The sequence below is a fragment of the Serratia sp. szju genome (assembly GCF_044594185.1).
GTDB lineage: Bacteria > Pseudomonadota > Gammaproteobacteria > Enterobacterales > Enterobacteriaceae > Serratia > Serratia bockelmannii.
In genome coordinates this window covers 2,951,647-2,971,246 of record NZ_CP172576.1, presented here as the reverse complement: position 1 = coordinate 2,971,246, position 19,600 = coordinate 2,951,647, and the positions used below count along the sequence as shown (strand labels likewise).

At 56.7% G+C, this 19,600-nt stretch carries 14 protein-coding genes and 2 tRNA genes; 8 read left to right on the top strand and 8 right to left on the bottom strand.

Going from position 1 to position 19,600, the window contains the following annotated elements; translation table 11 throughout:
• Positions 1 to 386 precede the first annotated feature (386 nt).
• A complete protein-coding gene (locus tag RE418_RS14095) occupies positions 387 to 629 on the top strand; it encodes a DinI family protein (RefSeq protein ID WP_399675173.1) in 243 nt (80 codons plus the stop codon).
• 225 nt (positions 630 to 854) lie between these two features.
• Here RE418_RS14095 and RE418_RS14090 read toward each other — a convergent pair.
• From RE418_RS14090 to RE418_RS14075, 4 genes are all read right to left on the bottom strand, one after another.
• Positions 855 to 930, bottom strand: a tRNA-Thr gene (locus RE418_RS14090).
• A 6-nt stretch (positions 931 to 936) separates the two neighbouring features.
• Positions 937 to 1,024 (bottom strand) — tRNA-Ser (locus RE418_RS14085).
• Positions 1,025 to 1,181: 157 nt separating this feature from the next.
• Positions 1,182 to 1,511, bottom strand: coding sequence for an osmotically-inducible lipoprotein OsmE (gene osmE, locus RE418_RS14080; protein WP_025303630.1), 330 nt, complete (start codon positions 1,509 to 1,511; stop codon positions 1,182 to 1,184).
• Between the two features lie 126 nt (positions 1,512 to 1,637).
• Positions 1,638 to 2,105, bottom strand: coding sequence for a nuclear transport factor 2 family protein (locus RE418_RS14075; protein WP_025303631.1), 468 nt, complete (start codon positions 2,103 to 2,105; stop codon positions 1,638 to 1,640).
• A 107-nt stretch (positions 2,106 to 2,212) separates the two neighbouring features.
• Here RE418_RS14075 and RE418_RS14070 point away from each other — a divergent pair, with 107 nt between their 5' ends.
• Positions 2,213 to 2,791, top strand: coding sequence for a TetR/AcrR family transcriptional regulator (locus RE418_RS14070; RefSeq protein WP_049203662.1), 579 nt, complete (start codon positions 2,213 to 2,215; stop codon positions 2,789 to 2,791).
• On the opposite strand, the gene RE418_RS14065 is transcribed toward RE418_RS14070, so the two are convergent.
• Complete coding sequence (locus tag RE418_RS14065) at positions 2,785 to 3,201, bottom strand: VOC family protein (protein WP_025303633.1); 417 nt, start codon at positions 3,199 to 3,201, stop codon at positions 2,785 to 2,787. The genes RE418_RS14070 and RE418_RS14065 overlap by 7 nt on opposite strands.
• Before the next feature lie 158 nt (positions 3,202 to 3,359).
• On the bottom strand, positions 3,360 to 4,490 hold the full coding sequence (gene ompC, locus RE418_RS14060; protein ID WP_025303634.1) for a porin OmpC: 1,131 nt from the start codon (positions 4,488 to 4,490) through the stop codon (positions 3,360 to 3,362).
• 702 nt (positions 4,491 to 5,192) lie between these two features.
• Here ompC and RE418_RS14055 point away from each other — a divergent pair.
• From RE418_RS14055 to rcsB, 4 genes are read left to right on the top strand one after another with little or no spacing between them, the layout of a single operon-like run.
• Positions 5,193 to 5,600: a DUF4186 domain-containing protein gene (locus tag RE418_RS14055; RefSeq protein WP_062826730.1), complete on the top strand. Its 408-nt coding sequence runs from the start codon at positions 5,193 to 5,195 to the stop codon at positions 5,598 to 5,600.
• Positions 5,601 to 5,654: 54 nt separating this feature from the next.
• Positions 5,655 to 6,809, top strand: a complete 1,155-nt coding sequence (locus RE418_RS14050) for an MFS transporter (RefSeq protein ID WP_049294881.1) — start codon at positions 5,655 to 5,657, stop codon at positions 6,807 to 6,809.
• A 20-nt stretch (positions 6,810 to 6,829) separates the two neighbouring features.
• Positions 6,830 to 9,532: a phosphotransferase RcsD gene (gene rcsD, locus RE418_RS14045; RefSeq protein WP_049207299.1), complete on the top strand. Its 2,703-nt coding sequence runs from the start codon at positions 6,830 to 6,832 to the stop codon at positions 9,530 to 9,532.
• Positions 9,525 to 10,175: a response regulator transcription factor RcsB gene (gene rcsB, locus RE418_RS14040; RefSeq protein WP_004935900.1), complete on the top strand. Its 651-nt coding sequence runs from the start codon at positions 9,525 to 9,527 to the stop codon at positions 10,173 to 10,175. Before rcsD ends, rcsB begins: the two co-directional genes overlap by 8 nt.
• A 61-nt stretch (positions 10,176 to 10,236) precedes the next feature.
• Here the strand turns inward: rcsB and rcsC are convergent, their stop codons facing one another.
• Together rcsC and gyrA are read right to left on the bottom strand one after the other, a co-directional pair.
• Entirely contained in the window at positions 10,237 to 13,098 is a 2,862-nt protein-coding gene (gene rcsC / locus RE418_RS14035) for a two-component system sensor histidine kinase RcsC (RefSeq protein WP_089181144.1), read from the bottom strand.
• 167 nt (positions 13,099 to 13,265) lie between these two features.
• Positions 13,266 to 15,908, bottom strand: a complete 2,643-nt coding sequence (gyrA, locus tag RE418_RS14030; RefSeq protein ID WP_043136507.1) for a DNA topoisomerase (ATP-hydrolyzing) subunit A — start codon at positions 15,906 to 15,908, stop codon at positions 13,266 to 13,268.
• Positions 15,909 to 16,120: 212 nt separating this feature from the next.
• On the opposite strand from gyrA, the gene ubiG reads away from it, so the two are divergent.
• Positions 16,121 to 16,846 carry a bifunctional 2-polyprenyl-6-hydroxyphenol methylase/3-demethylubiquinol 3-O-methyltransferase UbiG gene (gene ubiG / locus RE418_RS14025; RefSeq protein ID WP_025303640.1) on the top strand — a complete coding sequence of 242 codons (726 nt, stop codon included), beginning with the start codon at positions 16,121 to 16,123 and terminating at the stop codon, positions 16,844 to 16,846.
• A gap of 438 nt (positions 16,847 to 17,284) precedes the next feature.
• Complete coding sequence (gene nrdA / locus RE418_RS14020) at positions 17,285 to 19,573, top strand: class 1a ribonucleoside-diphosphate reductase subunit alpha (RefSeq protein ID WP_025303641.1); 2,289 nt, start codon at positions 17,285 to 17,287, stop codon at positions 19,571 to 19,573.
• Positions 19,574 to 19,600: the final 27 nt, after the last annotated feature.

Sequence of the window (19,600 nt, the reverse complement as noted above, 5' to 3'; positions counted from 1 at the left end):
AGAAGCTGCGTCAGCGCCCGTAGCGCCGAGTTCCGGCGCATACCTGCATTGATCGATATTATGCCAAGAACGGCGACCAGAAAGGTGGCGTCGGGCCCCCAACACCAGGGAGCCCCCAGCCCGACGCCACCGCCTTACATACTGATTAGTAAGGGAGAAAAATGTAGGTTGCGGAGGATAATCGTGCCCTTTGAATATTCACGCACGAAGTGAGCGAGGAAAATGCAGACCACTGGCCAGACGTAAAGAAAAGATTCAGTGGCAGGCTTGGCAGCCCGCTGCGCAAGTAAGAATAAACGCCTTATGCAAAATTGCGCCCCCCTCTTGCCAACCCGCCTTCCTCAGGCCAGAATACTGTACATTAAATCAGTGTTTACAGGTGAGTCATGTTTGTAGAATTAGTGTACGACAAGCGCAACGTCGCTGGGCTACCCAACGCCGCCGAGATTATTCGCAACGAGCTGGAAAAACGCGTGCATGTGCTGTTCCCGGAGGCGGAGGTGCGCGTGAAGCCGATGCAGGCCAACGGCCTGAACTCCGACGCCAGCAAAAGCGATCGTGAGAAGCTGAACCGAATGTTGGAAGATATGTTCGAAGAAGCGGATCAGTGGCTGGTCACTGATATTTGAACCCTGTCTGATAGCCGGGCTCGCCCACCGGCTATATTTCCGCCAGTATATGCAAACGTTCAGCCCTTGGCTAATGGGATTGACGCGGTGCCTCCCCCATCCGGTTATCGGTTGGTTAATGTTAATATCGATGCTATTCGAAGCGCGCACTGCTGCAGTGTGCACTTTTCTAGCGCACCAATACCATAACAAAAAGCCCCAGCATCGCTGCTGGGGCCTCTGTCATGGTGCCGGCTACCGGAATCGAACTGGTGACCTACTGATTACAAGTCAGTTGCTCTACCTACTGAGCTAAGCCGGCTGAATTTGGCGGAAGGACAGAGATTCGAACTCTGGGAGCTGTTACACTCGACGGTTTTCAAGACCGTTGCCTTAAACCACTCGGCCATCCTTCCAATGGGCGCTGATATTAGCGATACCGTTATGAAATGTCTATCGTTTTGATGCAAAAAAATGGCACAACCGGTGCAGTTGCCTAAACTTCAGGCCTTAAACGCTTAAAAAATGAAAAGCCCCGCGCAAGCGAGGCTTTTTTGGTCGGCCGAAACGCGATTATTTCGGCTGAGAATCGTAGTCTGAACAGGTTTGATAGCCCTTGTTCATGACATGGCCCGTGTCGTTGTAGCTGACAAAGTAGGTTTGCACCTTGCCGTCGCGCGGCGCCACCGCATAGGTGTCGCAGGTGCCCTGCGCATGAACCAGTGTGGCAGTGGTCGACGGTGGACCCGCGATAGCCCGCACCTGCTGCTTGGTCATCCCTACTTTGACATCGCTGACCACCGGCTCATTGACATAGCTGGCTGCGCGATCATAGGTGGTACAACCGGCAAGAATGGAGAATACCGCCGCAGTGCCGACGGCCAAAACCAACTTCTTCGTCATAGCTTGTCCTCTTGGAGTGCATTTGTTGTTCCCTAAGTCTAGAAGCGGGAAGGCTTTTCTACAAATTCCCCTTTGTCGATCGGTGCGCTTTTGCTCTCAAAAGGCCATCGCAGCATCCCATCAGATTCAAAAACCGAAATCGCTCAGGGCCGGGACATCGTCCGGGCGCCGGCCGAGCGGCCAATGAAAACGCCGATCCTGTTCGCGGATCGGCATGTCGTTGATGCAGGCGTGACGGTTGATCATCAGCCCCTCCTGATTGAACTCCCAGTTCTCATTGCCGAAGCTGCGATACCAGTTGCCGGAATCGTCGCGCCATTCATAGGCAAAACGCACCGCGATGCGCGCGCCGTCAAACGCCCACAGCTCCTTAATCAGCCGATACTCCAGTTCTTTCGCCCACTTGCGTTGCAAAAAGCCGACCACCGCCGCGCGCCCATCGACAAATTCCGCGCGGTTACGCCAGTGGGTATCGAGGGAATACACCTGCGATACACGTTCGGGATCGCGGCTATTCCAGGCATCCTCCGCCAGCCGCACCTTCTCGATAGCGGATTCGCGGGTAAAAGGCGGCAATGGGGGTTTAATGCTCATGTTTATCTCCTAAGTGAAGGCGTGTAGACAACTCTGTCTACATCATTACGCTAGCGCATGTAGACAGAGTTGTCTACAATCACTCGGAAATAGCCAGGGAGAAAATGATGACCGCCGATCTCAACGCCTTACCCGCCCGCCAGCGCATCCTGCTGACGGCGCACGATCTGTTTTATCAAGAAGGGATCCGCGCCACCGGCATCGATCGCATCATCAAAGAATCGGGCGTGACCAAGGTGACCTTCTATCGCCACTTTCCCAGCAAGAATGATTTAATTACGGCGTTTTTGACCTATCGCCATCAGCAGTGGCTCACCTGGTTCAGCACATCGCTGGCCCATCATGTGGCGCAAACCGGTGGGCTGCTGCCGGCGTTGGCGCCCTGCCTGGCGGAGTGGTTCGACGAACCGCGCTTTCGCGGCTGCGCATTTATCAATACAGCGGTGGAAATCGCCGATCTGCTGCCGGAAAGCCTGCACATCGCCAGCCGGCATAAGCGGCAAATGGCGGAGGAACTGGCACGTCACCTGCCCGCCGGCCCACAGCAGGAACAGCAGGCAGCAATGCTGGCGATGCTGATCGACGGCGCCATCGTCAGAGTGCAGATAGAGCGGCAACCGCAGGCGGCGCTGCAGGTGCTGAATGCCGCTCTGGCGTTGCTGGCACAAGGCGGGTTCGATCAGTAATTGGCCCAGATGCCCGGCGTCACCAGTTCTAACAGGTGGGCGTCGGGATCGCGAAAATAAATACTCTCCCCGCCGTGTTCCCAGCGCATCCGCCCCTCAATCTCCACGCCGTTGGCCGTCAGATGCCGTTCCCAGTGTGGCAGTTGCGCTTTCGCCACCGCCAGCCCGATATGCGCTGGCCCCACGCCATCGTGCGCAGGAATAAACCCGGTAGGATAGTGCGCCCCACGCAGCGAGTCGCCTTCGATAAACAGCAACAGTACGCTTCGATCGCCGACGTTATAGGCGCGAAACCGTTCGTTAGCGACCATCGCCGGCAGTTTCAGCACCTCCCGGTAAAAAGCGTCCGCGCGTTCAATATCGCTGACGTACAGCACCGTTTCGATCACCTTGTCGATCTTGAGTTCCATATCATCCCCCTCTTTTTCTGTACTGACAGCGTAGGCTTAGAGGAGGAAAACCACGGTACTTCCCGTGCCGATAGCGGATCAATCCGTGCTTTTTTACCGGCTTACAGGCAAAAAAAACGCGGCCCGAAGGCCGCGCGATGACGTTCACACTGAGGTGCTTAGAACTGGTAAACCAGGCCCACGGCAACCACGTTGTCGGTGTTGATACCGGCAGCGTCGGTGAAGTCGTTGTTGTCCACCAGGTTGATTTTGTAATCAACATAGGTGGACATGTTTTTGTTGAAGAAGTAGGTCGCACCCAGGTCGACGAATTTGACCAGATCTTGATCGCCGTAGTCCTTGCCGTTGCCGGCGCGGCCCAGGTCTTTACCTTTGGTCTGGTTATAACCCACGAACGGACGCAGACCGAAGTCGAACTGGTAGTGCGCGTAGGCTTCGAAGCTCTGCGCCTTGTTGGCGTAGCCATAAACGCTGCTGTCAGAACTACCGAAACGCGCCGCATTGTAGGACTGGGTGAACATCACCGCCAGGTAGACGTCGTTGGCGTCATATTTCAGACCGCCGGAGTACCCTTCGGCCTTGTCGCCGCGACCCATGATGTTCTGATGACCGTTACCGCCGTTCTGCTCGCTGGTACGACGCGAGTTGAAGAAGGCACCTGCGGCGCTGATGCCGTAGCCCATGTCATAGCTCATGGACATACCGTAGCCTTCGCCGTTTTGACCCAGAACGTCACGACCGTTGTTGGTCTCTTCGCCGTTGCCGTTTTTACCCTGGTACTGCAGGGCGAAGTTCAGGCCGTCAACCAGACCGAAGAAGTCGTTGTTACGGTAGGTCGCCAGGCCGCTGGAGCGCTGGAACATGAACTGGTCGGCGCCGTAGGTCATACCGTCGAACTCAGGCTGCAAGTCGGTATACGCCGCGACGTCGTACAGCACGCCGGTGTTACGGCCGTAGTCGAAGGAGCCGTAGTCGCCGAATTTCAGACCGGCGAAGCCGTAACGGGTGAAGTTCTTGTTGTCCTGGCTTTCAGCGTGATTCAGGTTCGCCTGATATTCCCACTGGCCGTAACCGGTCAGCTGATCGCTGATTTGCGTTTCGCCGCGCAGGCCAAAACGCATATAAGACTGATCGCCATCCACGCCGTTGTTGCTGGAGAAATAGTGAAGACCGTCGACTTTACCGTACAAATCCAGTTTATTACCGTCTTTGTTGTAGATTTCCGCCGCGCCTGCTGTGCCTGCAACCAGCAGTGCGGGTACCATCAGAGAGAGTACTCGAAGTTTCATCGTTATTATCCTCGTTAATTATGTCGAGCTACGGCCACTGCCCTTTTCGAGCATTATTAGCACGACTGTGCATTACCATTCTGGTAACAAGGGTTATATTAATCCAGAAAGAAAATGATACCAAGTATCCGATAGTGTTTCAGTGTAATTAATAAAGGTTTCCAAATGTAAATACGCGCGAACTTTCACAAAACATTACAGACAAACAAAATAAAGCACTTAAAGACAAAGAATAGATTAATTGATAAAAAATCATGTAGTTATACATATCTTTAAGAAAAAAAAGCCAACCATACAATTGAGCCAGACAATAAGCACATTGTGCCAAAACGCCGTCCGCACGCAGCCGCTATAATCACCTCGCTATCATCATTATTTTCATTATTACCTTCATTATCCGAGATCCGAGGATAATTTCTGCACTCCTTTAACCGGCTTCTGGCCGTTTTTTTATTTTTCTCCATACTCTCCTCACAATTCCGACTCGTACAAATAGCACGCAAATAAATAACCTAATGATATAGTTTCATTAATTTACTTTCGCACTAATTGCTAATCTTTTCCCTTATTTTAGTCTACAAATTGAAATTACTTTTCATTTCGTGCTTTATCCCACCGATTATTTCCCGCCACAGGCACAATTAGCCGCAGAGTTTCAATTCTGATAACCTGAAAAAAGTGCACCTCCAGCGAGTAAAATTCATGATGCCCTTTCAACCCGACGTGCTGTGGCGGCGGCTACAAACCTCCCCCTTCCGCGCTCGCTTCCGTTTAAATGCCAAAGACCAGACTTATCTCGACGGCAAGGGATTGCCGCTGATACTCAGCCATGCCCGCGATTTTATCGACCGCCGCCTGGCCGCCGCCCATCCTAAGAATGACGGCAAGCAAACACCGATGCGCGGCCACCCGGTGTTCGTCGCCCAGCATGCCACCGCTACCTGCTGCCGCAGCTGTCTGGAAAAGTGGCACGGCATACCGCAAGGCGTCGCACTGAACGAGCAGCAAAAGGAGTATATTGTCCAAGCTATCGCGCTGTGGCTGGTGCGCAGAGGCGGTGCCAGGGAGATGTCAGGCGCGAATATTTTCGATCCGGATCGCGGATTGTGATAAAAACTGTCAGTAACTTTCACCATTCTTTTGACCCAAGATCCTGACGCTTACATGACAGCTACCTTGTGCAATGAACAGCAAACGCCCGGCATTCCTCAACAGATCGCCACCCGTCTGGCCTTTTTCGTCGCCGGTCTCGGCATGGCCGCCTGGGCGCCGCTGGTCCCCTTCGCCAAAGCGCGCATCGGTATCGATGACGGTTCGCTCGGCCTGTTGCTGCTCTGTATCGGCGCCGGCTCCTTGTTGGCGATGCCGCTGACCGGTTTCCTGACCGGCAAACTGGGCTGCCGCGCGGTGATCCTGATGGCGGGTCTGGGATTGTGTATTGATCTGCCGCTGTTGGCACTGATGGATTCCCTCGGCGGCATGGCCGTAGCGCTGCTGCTATTCGGTGCGGCAATCGGCATGATCGACGTAGCGATGAACGTTCAGGCGGTGATCGTCGAACGCGCCAGCGGCAAGGCGATGATGTCCGGCTTTCACGGTTTCTTCAGCATCGGCGGCATTGCCGGCGCCGGCGGCGTCAGCGCGTTGCTGTGGTTGGGGCTGACACCGCTGCAATCCACCCTGCTCACCGTGTTGGCGGTGATAGTCCTGCTGGCGCTTGCCAGCCGCCATCTGCTGCGTGAGAGCGGCGCCGACGACGGCGGGCCGATGTTCGTCTTGCCGCGCGGTTGGGTGATGTTCATCGGCATTCTGTGCTTTATCATGTTTCTGGCGGAAGGATCGATGCTCGACTGGAGCGCGCTGTTCCTCACCACGTTGCGCGGTGTCGAACACAGCCAGGCCGGTCTGGGCTATGCGCTGTTTTCCATCACCATGACGCTCGGCCGCCTCAATGGCGATCGGGTGGTGAACTCGCTGGGCCGCTACCGGGTGCTGCTGCTGGGCAGCCTGTGTGCCGCTTTCGGCCTGGGTCTGGCCATCGCCTTCAATCACGCCACCGTTTCGCTGGCCGGTTTCATGTTGGTCGGCCTGGGCGCCTCGAACGTCGTGCCGATCCTGTTCAGCGCCGCAGGCAACCAGCGTGACATGCCGGCCAATTTGGCGATCGCTTCCGTCACCACCGTCGGCTATGCCGGTATTCTGGCCGGCCCGGCGCTGATCGGCTTCATCGCTCAGTTTTCCAACCTGACGGTGGCCTTCGCCTGCGTAGCCGCTCTGCTGTTGGCGGTGACCGCCAGCGCCAGGGCCGTCACTCGCTGATTCAGGAATGCGCAGCCACTATGCAAAATAAACAACTGACCATAAGCTCCAGCAACATTACCCGCTGCTTCCTGCTGTTTATCGTGCTGCTGACGATCGGCATCGGTCTGTATGGCTACAACTACACCAATGCCTGGCTGGCGGAAAAGAAGTACACGCTCAATAGCATCGCCGGTTCGCTGCAAAAGCGTATCGATACCTACCGCTATATGACCTATCAGGTCTATGACAAATTCGGCAATGCGCCGGCGCAGAATGTCGATCCTGGTTTGCAGGAAACCCGCCTGCGGCCCGACGTCTATTATGTCGAGAAACCGCACAAGAAAACCGACGCGGTGATCTTCGGCAGCCATGACGAGAACACGCTGGCGATGATCGCCAACATCTCGGACTACCTGGATACCCGCTGGGGCGCCAAGACCGAGAACTACGCCATGTATTACCTCAATGGTCAGGACAACAGCCTCAGCCTGATCACTACCCAGCCGCTCAAAGAGCTGGCTTCGCGCTTTCGGGAAAGCTACCTGACCACCTCGGCGGACGAACGCCGCGCCGAGATGCTGCAGCAGGCCAATATGCTCGACGAACGCGAGAGCTTTTCCGATCTGCGCAAGCAACGCTTCCAGAACGCCTATTCGTTTTCGATTCGCACCACCTTTAATCAGCCGGGGCATCTGGCGACGGTGATCGCCTTTGATTTGCCGATCAACGACATCATTCCGGCCAATCTGGCCCGCGCCAATTTCCTGCTGCTGCCGGATGATGTCGATCTCGACGACAGCACCATCCCGTCGGAAACCGTCCTCGGTACCCATGCAACGATGAGCGGGGGCTGGGTGGAGTTCAGTGCCGCCCTGCCCAATGCGCCGCTGAAGGTGGTGTATCGCGTTTCGGCTATCAATCTGGCCATCGATCTGCTGCGCAACAACATCTGGCTGATCGCAGTCAACTTGCTGCTGCTGGCGCTGTCGATGCTGAGCATCTACTTTATCCGCCGCCAGTACATTCGCCCGAGCGAAAACATGGCAGTGGAACTGGAGGCCGAGCGCGCGCTGAATCGGGAGATCGTCTCCAGCCTGCCCTCCGGCCTGCTGGTCTACAGCTTCGCCAACAATACGGTGATCGCCAGCAACAAAATCGCCGAGCACCTGCTGCCGCATCTCAGCCTGCAAAAGATCGCCCATATGGCCGAACAGCATCACGGAGTGATCCAGGCGACGGTCAACAACGAGGTGTATGAAATTCGCATTTTCCGCAGCCAGCTCTCACCGGACACCTACCTGTTCCTGATGAACGATCAGGATAAAGAGGTGATGGTGAACAAGCGGCTGCAGCAGGCGCGGCGCGAATACGACAAAAACGTTCAGGCGCGCAAACTGATGCTGCACAATCTGGGCATCGAGCTGAATCAGCCGGTACGTCAGATGCACGATCTGGTCGACCGCCTGCACAACCGGCCGGATGAGGAACAACAGCAGGCGCTGCTGGGCCAGCTGACGACGGCGTCGGCTTCGGTACTGGAGTTGATCGATAACATCACCCTGCTGACCCGGCTGGAAACCCAGGACTGGCAACCCACACGCGAGCCGTTCAACCCAACGGCGCTGATCGACGAGTTACTGCTGGAGGCCCTGCCTGCCCTCAATCAAAAGGGGCTGGCGCTGTTCAAGCATTTCCAGCTGGACGTCGAGCAGAACTATATCGGCGACGCCAACGCGCTGCGCAAGGTGATCTCGTTGCTGGTGCATTACGCCATTATCACTACCGCCTGCGGCAAGATTTCTCTGGTCATCGACCATGAGCCCGAGCACCCTGACCGCCTGATTTTCCAAATCAACGACACCGGCTCCGGCATCTCCAACGAAGAGATCAGCAACCTCAACTATCCGTTCCTCAGCCAGACGCTGGTGGACCGCTTCAACCACGGTTCCGGCCTCACCTTCTTCCTGTGCAATCAGCTGTGCAAGAAGCTTAACGGCCAGTTGGACATTCGCAGCAAGGTGGATATCGGCACTCGCTACACCATTCGCGTCGCCATGGAGATGGAGAAAAAAGAACCGCAGGAGCAGGAAAAGCTGCTCGACGGCGTCACCGCCCTGCTGGACGTCACGTCGGATGAAGTGCGCGGCATCGTGACCCGCCTGTTGCAGGCCTACGGCGCCGACTGTCTCGTCGCCGAAGATCGCGCGGTCAATCGCGATTATGACGTGCTGCTGACGGATAACCCGCAGCGGGCCGATGACTACACCCTGCTGCTGGCGACCGATGAGCCGGGTTGGCAAGCGCTGGATAAACGCTACATTCGGGTGAACTACAACCTGAACGGCGCATTAATCGACGCCGTGCTGATGCTGATCGAACAGCAAATGGCCGCGCTGGAACAGGAAGAAAGCCCGCTTTCATTGAGTTCAGAAGATATCCAACTCTATGAAAAACAATTGAAATCAAGTGATTACTATGGGCTGTTTGTCGATACAGTACCCGACGATGTCAAAAAACTGTATACTGAGGCGGGCAGCAGTGATTTCAATGCGCTGTCACAAACCGCACACCGCCTGAAAGGCGTGTTTGCCATGTTAAATCTGCTTCCCGGCAAGCAGCTGTGCGAATCGTTAGAACAGCGTATCGCAGAAGGTGATGCGCCCGAGATCGAGAATAACATCAGTCAGATTGATTTTTTCGTCAGCAGACTGCTGAAGCAAGGTAGCCAACAACATGAATAACCTGAACGTAATTATTGCTGATGACCATCCTATCGTACTGTTTGGCATCCGGAAGTCACTTGAGCAAATTGAATGGGTGAATGTCGTTGGGGAGTTCGAAGACTCAACCGCACTGATCAACAATCTGTCCAAGCTGGACGCCAACGTGCTGATCACCGATCTGTCGATGCCGGGTGACAAGTATGGCGACGGCATCACGCTGATTAAGTACATCAAGCGTCACTATCCGCAGTTGTCGATCATCGTGCTGACCATGAACAACAACCCGGCGATCCTGAGCGCGGTATTGGATCTGGATATCGAAGGCATCGTGCTGAAACAAGGCGCGCCGACCGATCTGCCGAAGGCGCTGGCCGCCCTGCAGAAAGGCAAGAAGTTCACGCCGGAAAGCGTCTCTAAACTGCTGGAAAAAATCAGCGCCAGCGGCTATGGCGACAAACGCCTGTCGCCGAAAGAAAGCGAAGTGCTGCGTCTGTTCGCCGAAGGTTTCCTGGTGACCGAAATCGCTAAGAAGCTCAACCGCAGCATCAAAACCATCAGCAGCCAGAAAAAATCGGCAATGATGAAGCTGGGCGTCGAGAACGACATCGCCCTGCTCAACTATCTCTCGTCCGTCAGCATGACGCCGTTGGACAAAGACTAAAGCCCGCCTCACGGCAGGTGAACGCCAAACAGGCACGGCATCCGCCGTGCCTGTTTGTTTTTCAAGCCTCGCTGCGGCTGTAGCGCACCTGTTGACTATAGTAAGCCAGCGTCTGTTCCAGCGTCTCCAGCGTAACCGGTTTCGACAGGCAATTATCCATGCCCGCCTCGAGACAGCGCTGCTTCTCTTCCGCCAGCGCGTTCGCCGTCACGCCGATTACCGGCGAGCTGAACTGCATCTGTCGCAGTTCCTGCGTCAGGCGATAACCGTCCATGTTCGGCATATTGACGTCGGTCAGCACAATATCGACGTGATGCTGTTTCAGTACGCCGAGCGCGTCGACGCCGTCGTTGGCGGTCACCACCTGATACCCCAGCGACCCCAGCTGATCGGACAACAGGCGACGGTTGATCGGATGATCGTCGACCACCAGCAGATGAATATCGCCGTTGTCCGCCGCGCTGGCCTTGGCGGGCACCGGCAGCTGCACCAGCCCCTCTGCCGCGCCGCCGCCGACGCCAAACAACCGGTTGAGCAAGGTCAACGTTTCACGCGGCGTGGAGGTGCTGTGCATCCAATAGCCTGGCCGGGTTTCCTGCGACGGGCCGATATGCTCGGTGGAGAATTGGATCTGAGCCAGCAGCGGCGTGTCCAGCATCAGCGGGTAATCGCTGAGCAGCACCTCACCGGCAGCGGTCTCCTGCCCGTCATAGCGTTGGATATCGGCGCCGTAACCGCCCAGGATCGCCATCAGGTAGCTTTCCAGCCGCTGATTGCGGATATCCAGCCACAGCCGCCGGCCCTGCCAGGTATCGCTGGCCTGCGGGATCGGGAACTGGGCGTTGAACAGCGGAATGCGAATGCTGAACAAGCTGCCCAACCCCGGTTCGGACTCGACAGAGACATCGCCGTCCATCAGGTTGACCAATTTTTCGCAGATCGCCAGCCCCAAACCGGTTCCCTGGAAGTGGCGCTGAACACCGGTCCCCACCTGGAAGAACGGGTCGAACAGGCGCGAGACCTCTTTCTCCGGAATACCGACGCCGGTATCGCGCACGCTGAACTCCAGGTAGCTGCCGCGGGTGCAGACCTGCAGCACGATACAGCCGGTATCGGTGAACTTGATGGCGTTGTTCACCAAATTGGAGAGCACCTGCTGTAACCGCACCGGATCGCCGAAGATGCGCTCCGGCACGTTCTGTTCGATAAAGCAGTACAGCCCCAGACGTTTCTTGACCACCAGCGGCAAATAGTTGCCGGCGATATGGGTGATCACCTCCAGGCAGGAGAACTCGCGCGGTTCGATCTTCAGCTGCTCGGACTCGATTTTGGAGAAGTCGAGAATATCGCTGATGATTTTCAGCAGCAGGCCGGAAGAGTTGTTCATCGCATTGACCAGCCGATCGACCCCTTGCGGCAACGCCTTGGTTTGCAGCAGATCGAGGTTGCCGATAATGCCGTACAGCGGCGTGCGCAGCTCATGGCTGACGGTAGCCAGGAACATCGATTTGGACTGGCTGGCCTGCTCCGCCGCCGCCGCCATCTCCTGCAACGACTCTTCCATCTTCACGCGCGCGCTGACGTCCACCAGCACGCAAATCGCCACCTCTTCGTTACGGTAGCGCGAGTGAACAAAGCTGATCTGCAGGTTGTTGTTGTTGCTGGTCATCACATCGACGAAATTCGCCTGCTGTTCGCAAATGATACGCGTAATGCGATCGCGATCTTCGTGGGTCAACAGGTTGATGTAGTTATGCGCCAGTTCGTTACTCAGGATATTGGTACCGTCGCTGATGCGCAGGATACAGATACCCACCGGCGCCGAGGCGACGATCTTGCGGTTGAACTGCTCGTGCTCTTCCAGGCGAAACGCGTTGTCCTCCGCCGGCAGGAACATCTTGCGCTCAAACAGCCACGCCAGCGTGAACAGCACGATGGCTGACAACAGGTTCAGCAACAGCGCGTTGAGGATCAGCATTTTGAAGCGTTCCACCACGCTTTTCACCGGCAGTGCATAGACGATGCTCAGCGAAGAAGGTGGCAGCGCTTTCTTCAGAATCAGGTCGCGGTAATTGTCGACATAGCCGAAGTACGCGTGCTCTACGGGATAGCTGTTAAGTGAGGCGGCATAACGATCGCCGTCCGCCAGACGCAGCACCGGCTCGTTGTTCTCATCCAGCAGCGTGACGCCGATCGGCAGGTTGCCGGCGGTAACGAAATCCTCCAACCGAACGGTTTGTTCGATGCCCAACAACGCCTCCAGCTTGTTGCCGATATAGATCGGCGTCAGTACATACAGATAACCGACGTCCGGCCGCTGCGCGCTGGGGCTGATCCAATACAGGTTGTTGTCTTTGTCCTGATTCTTGGCGTTGCGGTATTTCAGAATGCGCTCGTGCAGTGACTTCAGCACATTTTCCCGATTGGCACTCGCATTGCCGCCGCCGAATTCTGCCATACACAGGCTATCGCCGCCGATGAAGAACACCCGGTTGAGATCGTATGCCGCTACGAAGTTCTCTTTCCAATACTGGATCAGGCCGCTCAGTGAATCGAGCGAACTGCGGTAGGTGGTGCTCAGCGCACAGTTGGACTCCGGGTACAGCGGAAAGAATTGCGGCGGGCTGCCCTTGCCGGGAAACACGCCGCTGAACATGTCCAGGCTGCTGACTGACCCGTTGAGGCGGTTCTCCGCCATATACTTGATGTCGCGGATGATGTCGGCGGAATGGCGGATATAGCCCTGTGCCTGGTCGAAATTGAGGTTGTACTCCTGCCGGATGTCCGATTCTTTCTGATGCAGGATATTCAGAATATAAAAGGTGGTGAGCAGCGCTCCCAACGACCACAGCAAAATCGCCAGCACCCGGAACAGATAGCGGGATATCTTCAGCGTAGTTCGAAAAGAGGCTAAGTATTTCAATCGGATACCATACGAAAGTCAGTGGCGGCGCACGCTATCGCCGGCACGGCGGCCGGCGGCTCGGTGCGCCAATTAAACCATATAACTGAAAAAGGGCCTAGCATCGCTGCCAGGCCCTTTTGTCTCAGTGCATTACGGTGTCGGCATGCCGACGCCCTCACCTTGCTTTAAACGTTGTCGTCGTCCATCGGCTCAGCCGCGTCGTCGCCATCGTCCAGCGGCGTGGTGTCTTCTTCCACCGCTTCCGCGCCCGGTTCCAGGCTATCCAGCTCTTCGTCTTCCACCGGTTCGGCCACGCGCTGCAGACCGACGACGTTTTCGTCTTCCGCCGTGCGGATCAGCGTCACGCCCTGGGTGTTACGGCCCACCACGCTGACTTCCGAAACGCGGGTGCGCACCAGCGTGCCGGCATCAGTGATCATCATGATCTGGTCGCTGGTTTCCACCTGCACGGCGCCAACCACCTGGCCATTACGCTCGCTCACCTTGATGGAGATAACCCCCTGGGTGGCACGTGACTTGGTCGGATACTCGGTCACGGCGGTACGTTTACCGAAGCCGTTTTGCGTGACGGTCAGAATGTCGCCTTCGCCGCGCGGCACGATCAGTGAGATCACGCTGTCGCCTTCGCCGAGGTTGATGCCACGTACGCCGGTCGCGGTACGGCCCATCGAACGCACCTGCGCTTCCGGGAAGCGCACCACTTTACCGTTGGCGGAGAACAGCATCACTTCGTTGCTGCCGTCGGTCAGATCGACACCAATCAGCTCGTCGCCCTCGTTGAGGTTGACGGCGATGATGCCGGCGCTGCGCGGACGGCTGAACTCGGTCAGCGCGGTTTTCTTCACGGTACCGCTGGCGGTGGCCATGAACACGTGGCGCCCTTCTTCATACTCGCGTACCGGCAGGATGGCGGTGATACGCTCATCGGCTTCCAGCGGCAGCAGGTTGACGATTGGACGACCGCGCGCGCCACGGCTGGCTTCAGGCAGTTGGTACACCTTCATCCAGTACAGGCGGCCACGGCTGGAGAAGCACAGGATCGTATCGTGGGTGTTGGCCACCAGCAGGCGATCGATAAAGTCTTCTTCTTTAATACGCGCGGCGGACTTGCCTTTGCCGCCGCGGCGCTGGGCTTCATAGTCGGACAGCGGCTGATACTTCACGTAGCCCTGGTGAGACAGGGTCACCACCACGTCTTCCTGGTTGATCAGGTCTTCGATGTTGATGTCGGAAGTATTGGCGGTGATCTCGGTGCGACGGCCGTCGTTGTACAGCTCTTTGACCGCCACCAGCTCTTCGCGGATCACTTCCATCAGGCGCTCTGGGCTTTCCAGAATAAAGATCAGCTCGGCGATGAAGTTGAGCAGCTCTTTATATTCTTCCAGCAGCTTTTCGTGCTCCAGGCCGGTCAGTTTCTGCAGACGCAGATCCAGAATCGCCTGAGCCTGCTGCTCGGTCAGGTAGTACTTGCCGTCGCGGATGCCGAACTCCGGCTCCAGCCACTCAGGGCGGGCGGCGTCGTCACCGGCGCGTTCCAACATGGCGCTGACGTTGCCCAGATCCCACGGCTGAGCTACCAGTGCGACTTTCGCTTCCGCCGGGGTCGGCGCACGGCGAATCAGCTCGATGATCGGATCGATGTTGGCGAGCGCGATAGCCAGCGCTTCCAGGATATGGGCGCGATCGCGGGCTTTGCGCAGTTCGAAGATGGTGCGACGGGTGACCACTTCGCGGCGGTGGCGCACGAAGGCTACGAGGATGTCTTTCAGGTTCAGCAGTTTAGGCTGCCCCTGATGCAGCGCGACCATGTTGATGCCGAAGGTGACCTGCAGTTGCGTCAGCGCATACAGGTTATTCAGCACCACTTCGCCGACCGCGTCACGTTTGACTTCGATGACGATGCGCATGCCGTCTTTATCGGACTCGTCGCGCAGCGCGCTGATGCCTTCCACGCGTTTTTCTTTGACCAGCTCGGCGATCTTCTCGATCAGACGCGCCTTGTTCACCTGATACGGGATCTCGTGAACGATGATGGTTTCGCGCCCGGTCTTGGCGTCGGCTTCCACTTCCGCGCGCGCGCGCAGGTAGATTTTGCCACGCCCGGTGCGGTAGGCCTCTTCAATACCGCGGCGGCCGTTGATGATCGCCGCCGTCGGGAAGTCTGGCCCCGGAATGTGTTCCATCAGCCCTTCGATGCTGATGTTTTCATCGTCGATATAGGCCAGGCAGCCGTTGACGACTTCCGCCAGGTTGTGCGGCGGGATATTGGTGGCCATGCCCACGGCGATGCCCGATGCGCCGTTAACCAGCAGGTTCGGGATCTTGGTCGGCATGACGGCCGGGATCTGCTCGGTGCCATCATAGTTAGGCACGAAGTCGACGGTTTCTTTTTCCAGATCCGCCAACAGTTCGTGAGCAATTTTGGACATGCGCACTTCGGTATAACGCATCGCCGCGGCGGAGTCGCCGTCGACGGAACCGAAGTTACCCTGACCGTCCACCAGCATGTAGCGCAGTGAAAACGGCTGAGCCATACGCACGATAGTGTCGTAAACCGCGCTGTCACCGTGCGGGTGATATTTACCGATCACGTCCCCGACGACACGGGCCGATTTCTTGTATGGTTTATTCCAGTCGTTACCCAATACGCTCATCGCGTACAGAACGCGGCGGTGAACCGGCTTCAGTCCATCACGAACATCTGGCAGCGCACGTCCGACAATAACGGACATCGCATAGTCCAGATACGAGTTTTTCAACTCGTCTTCGATGTTTACCGGTGTGATTTCTCTGGCAAGGTCGCTCATGGAGCTGCTATCCCTCTACTAATGATTCATCTGCCCGCTGCCATAGTGGCAAAGGTGTAAAACTATATCACAAAGCACGCTTTACGGGAAAATAACCGCCGCTGTTTCACGGAAATTGTGCAGATAAGTGCGCTAAAAACGCATCGGCGCAGACGATGCCGCGCCGGAACATGTATAATCCGCGCAACGAGAACAAGGAGCCAGACCAGCCCATGAACGCAGAATCATCCAGCCGAGTGCAAAACGTTGACCACCAGGAAATCGCCAAGTTCGAGGCTGTCGCCTCCCGCTGGTGGGATCTGGAAGGCGAGTTCAAACCGCTGCACCGCATCAACCCGCTGCGCCTGAACTACATCATGCAGCGCGCCGGCGGCATCTTTGACAAGCAGGTGCTCGACGTGGGCTGCGGCGGGGGCATTCTGGCGGAAAGCATGGCGCGCGAAGGCGCCAAAGTGACCGGCCTGGACATGGGCGCAGAGCCGCTGCAGGTCGCCCGGCTGCACGCGTTGGAAAGCGGCATGGACGTCACCTATGTGCAGGAAACCGTAGAAAGCCACGCTCAGGCCAATCCGCAGCGCTACGACGTGGTCACCTGTATGGAGATGCTGGAGCACGTGCCCGATCCGGCCTCGGTGGTGCGCGCCTGCGCCCATCTGGTGAAACCGGGCGGTCACGTGTTCTTTTCAACGATTAACCGCAATACCAAAGCCTGGCTGATGGCGGTGATCGGCGCAGAGTACGTATTGAAAATGGTGCCGCAGGGCACCCACGATCATAAGAAGTTCATTCGCCCGTCCGAACTGATCGGCTGGGTCGACGGCACGCCGCTGCGCGAAAAGCATATGATCGGCCTGCATTACAACCCGATCACCGATCATTTCAAGCTTGGGCGCAACGTTGACGTGAACTACATGGTGCACACCCAGCACGAAGGTTAAGCACGGTAAACCGCGCCGGCCCTGCATTACCGGGGGGCGGCGCCAACGCGGTATTAGGAAAAATACCTAATTTCCGCGACTTCGATCAAAATAGCGGTTGTAGACAGTTTTTTAGAATATTAAATCAGATCAATATGCCGTTTTTTTCTAACGTTTAATAAAGCGCCAAACGATCGGTTTTTTCAGTTTTTCAGTAAAATCTGATCGTGCTTATTGACAAGCTTGTCGCGCCAGTCACGGCGCGCACTGCGAACGGCAAGTGGCATTTCACCCCCAAGTTATCCACAAATTAGGCCGGTTTTGTTCACTTGCAAACGCCGTTTTTTCTCACTATCTTGTTACCTCACCGACATACAACCCCTATATATAGTGTTTACATACTGAGCAGAGCGACTACACTTCTGCTTAGGGGCACCATACGGACAGGTAAAACACCACATGAACCAAAGTCTGCTTGTAACTAAACGCGATGGCCGTAAAGAGCGCATCAATCTCGACAAAATCCACCGGGTCATCGATTGGGCCGCTGAGGGATTACACAACGTCTCGGTTTCTCAAGTAGAGTTGCGTTCACACATTCAGTTTTATGACGGCATCAAAACCGCCGACATTCACGAAACCATCATCAAGGCCGCAGCTGACCTGATCTCCCGCGATGCGCCGGACTATCAGTACCTGGCCGCTCGCCTGGCGATCTTCCACCTGCGTAAAAAGGCTTACGGCCAGTTTGAGCCACCGAAGCTGCACGCCCACGTCACTCGCATGGTCGAGATGGGCAAATACGATAAGCATCTGCTGGAAGACTACAGCGCTGAAGAGTTCGAGCAGATGGATTCCTTTATCGATCATTGGCGCGACATGAACTTCTCTTATGCCGCCGTCAAGCAGCTGGAAGGCAAATACCTGGTGCAGAACCGCGTCAGCGGCGAAATCTACGAAAGCGCCCAGTTCCTGTATTTGCTGGTGTCTGCGTGCCTGTTCTCCAACTACCCGCGTGAAACCCGTCTGGACTACGTCAAACGTTTCTACGATGCGATTTCCACCTTCAAGATTTCGCTGCCTACGCCGATCATGTCCGGCGTGCGCACCCCAACCCGCCAGTTCAGCTCCTGCGTGCTGATCGAGTGCGGCGACAGCCTGGACTCCATCAACGCCACCTCCAGCGCCATTGTGAAATACGTTTCGCAGCGCGCCGGCATCGGCATCAACGCCGGCCGCATCCGCGCGCTGGGCAGCCCGATCCGTGGCGGTGAAGCCTTCCATACTGGCTGCATTCCGTTCTACAAACACTTCCAGACCGCCGTCAAATCCTGCTCACAGGGCGGCGTGCGCGGTGGCGCGGCAACGCTGTTCTACCCGATGTGGCACCTGGAAGTAGAAAGCCTGCTGGTGTTGAAAAACAACCGTGGCGTTGAAGGCAACCGCGTGCGTCACATGGACTACGGCGTGCAGTTGAACCGCCTGATGTACCAGCGTCTGATCAAGGGCGAAGACATCACCCTGTTCAGCCCGTCCGACGTGCCGGGGCTGTACGACGCGTTCTTCGCCGATCAGGACGAATTCGAGCGCCTGTACACCCAGTACGAGAAAGATGACAGCATTCGCCAGAAACGCGTGAAAGCGGTTGAGCTGTTCTCGCTGATGATGCAAGAACGTGCCTCTACCGGCCGTATCTACATCCAGAACGTCGACCACTGCAACACCCACAGCCCGTTCGATCCGCAGATCGCGCCGGTGCGTCAGTCCAACCTGTGCCTGGAAATCGCCCTGCCGACCAAGCCGCTGGAAGACGTCAACGATGAAAACGGCGAGATCGCGCTGTGTACCCTGTCTGCCTTCAACCTGGGCGCGATCGACAGCCTGGACGACCTGGAAGAGCTGGCGACCCTGGCGGTGCGTTCACTCGACGCTCTGCTGGATTATCAGGATTACCCGATCAAGGCTGCGCACCGTGGCGCGATGGGTCGCCGCACCCTGGGCATCGGCGTCATCAACTTCGCTTATTACCTGGCGAAGAACGGCGTACGCTATTCCGACGGCAGCGCCAACAACCTGACCCACAAAACGTTCGAAGCCATTCAGTACTACCTGCTGAAAGCCTCCAACCGTCTGGCTCAGGAACAAGGCGCTTGCCCGTGGTTCAACGAAACCACTTATTCGCAGGGCATCCTGCCGATCGACACCTACAAGAAAGATCTGGATGCGATCTGCAGCGAGCCGCTGCACTACGACTGGGAAACCCTGCGTAAAGAGATCCAGGAAACCGGCCTGCGCAACTCGACGCTGTCCGCCCTGATGCCATCGGAAACCTCTTCGCAGATTTCCAACGCCACCAACGGCATCGAGCCGCCGCGCGGCCACATCAGCATCAAGGCGTCGAAAGACGGCATCCTGCGCCAGGTGGTGCCGGAGTATGAGCGTCTGAAAGACAACTACGAGCTGCTGTGGGAAATGCCGAGCAACGACGGCTATCTGCAGCTGGTTGGGCTGATGCAGAAATTCATCGACCAATCGATCTCGGCCAACACCAACTACGATCCGACCCGCTTCCCGGGCGGCAAGGTGCCGATGAAGCAGCTGTTGAAAGACCTGCTCACCACCTACAAGTTCGGCGTCAAAACGCTGTACTACCAAAACACCCGCGACGGTGCGGAAGACGCCCAGGAAGATTTGCAGCCTGCCAAGGCCGGCGATGACGACTGCGAAAGCGGCGCCTGCAAGATCTAAAGTTTGACCTAGCGGGCCGGAATTTTC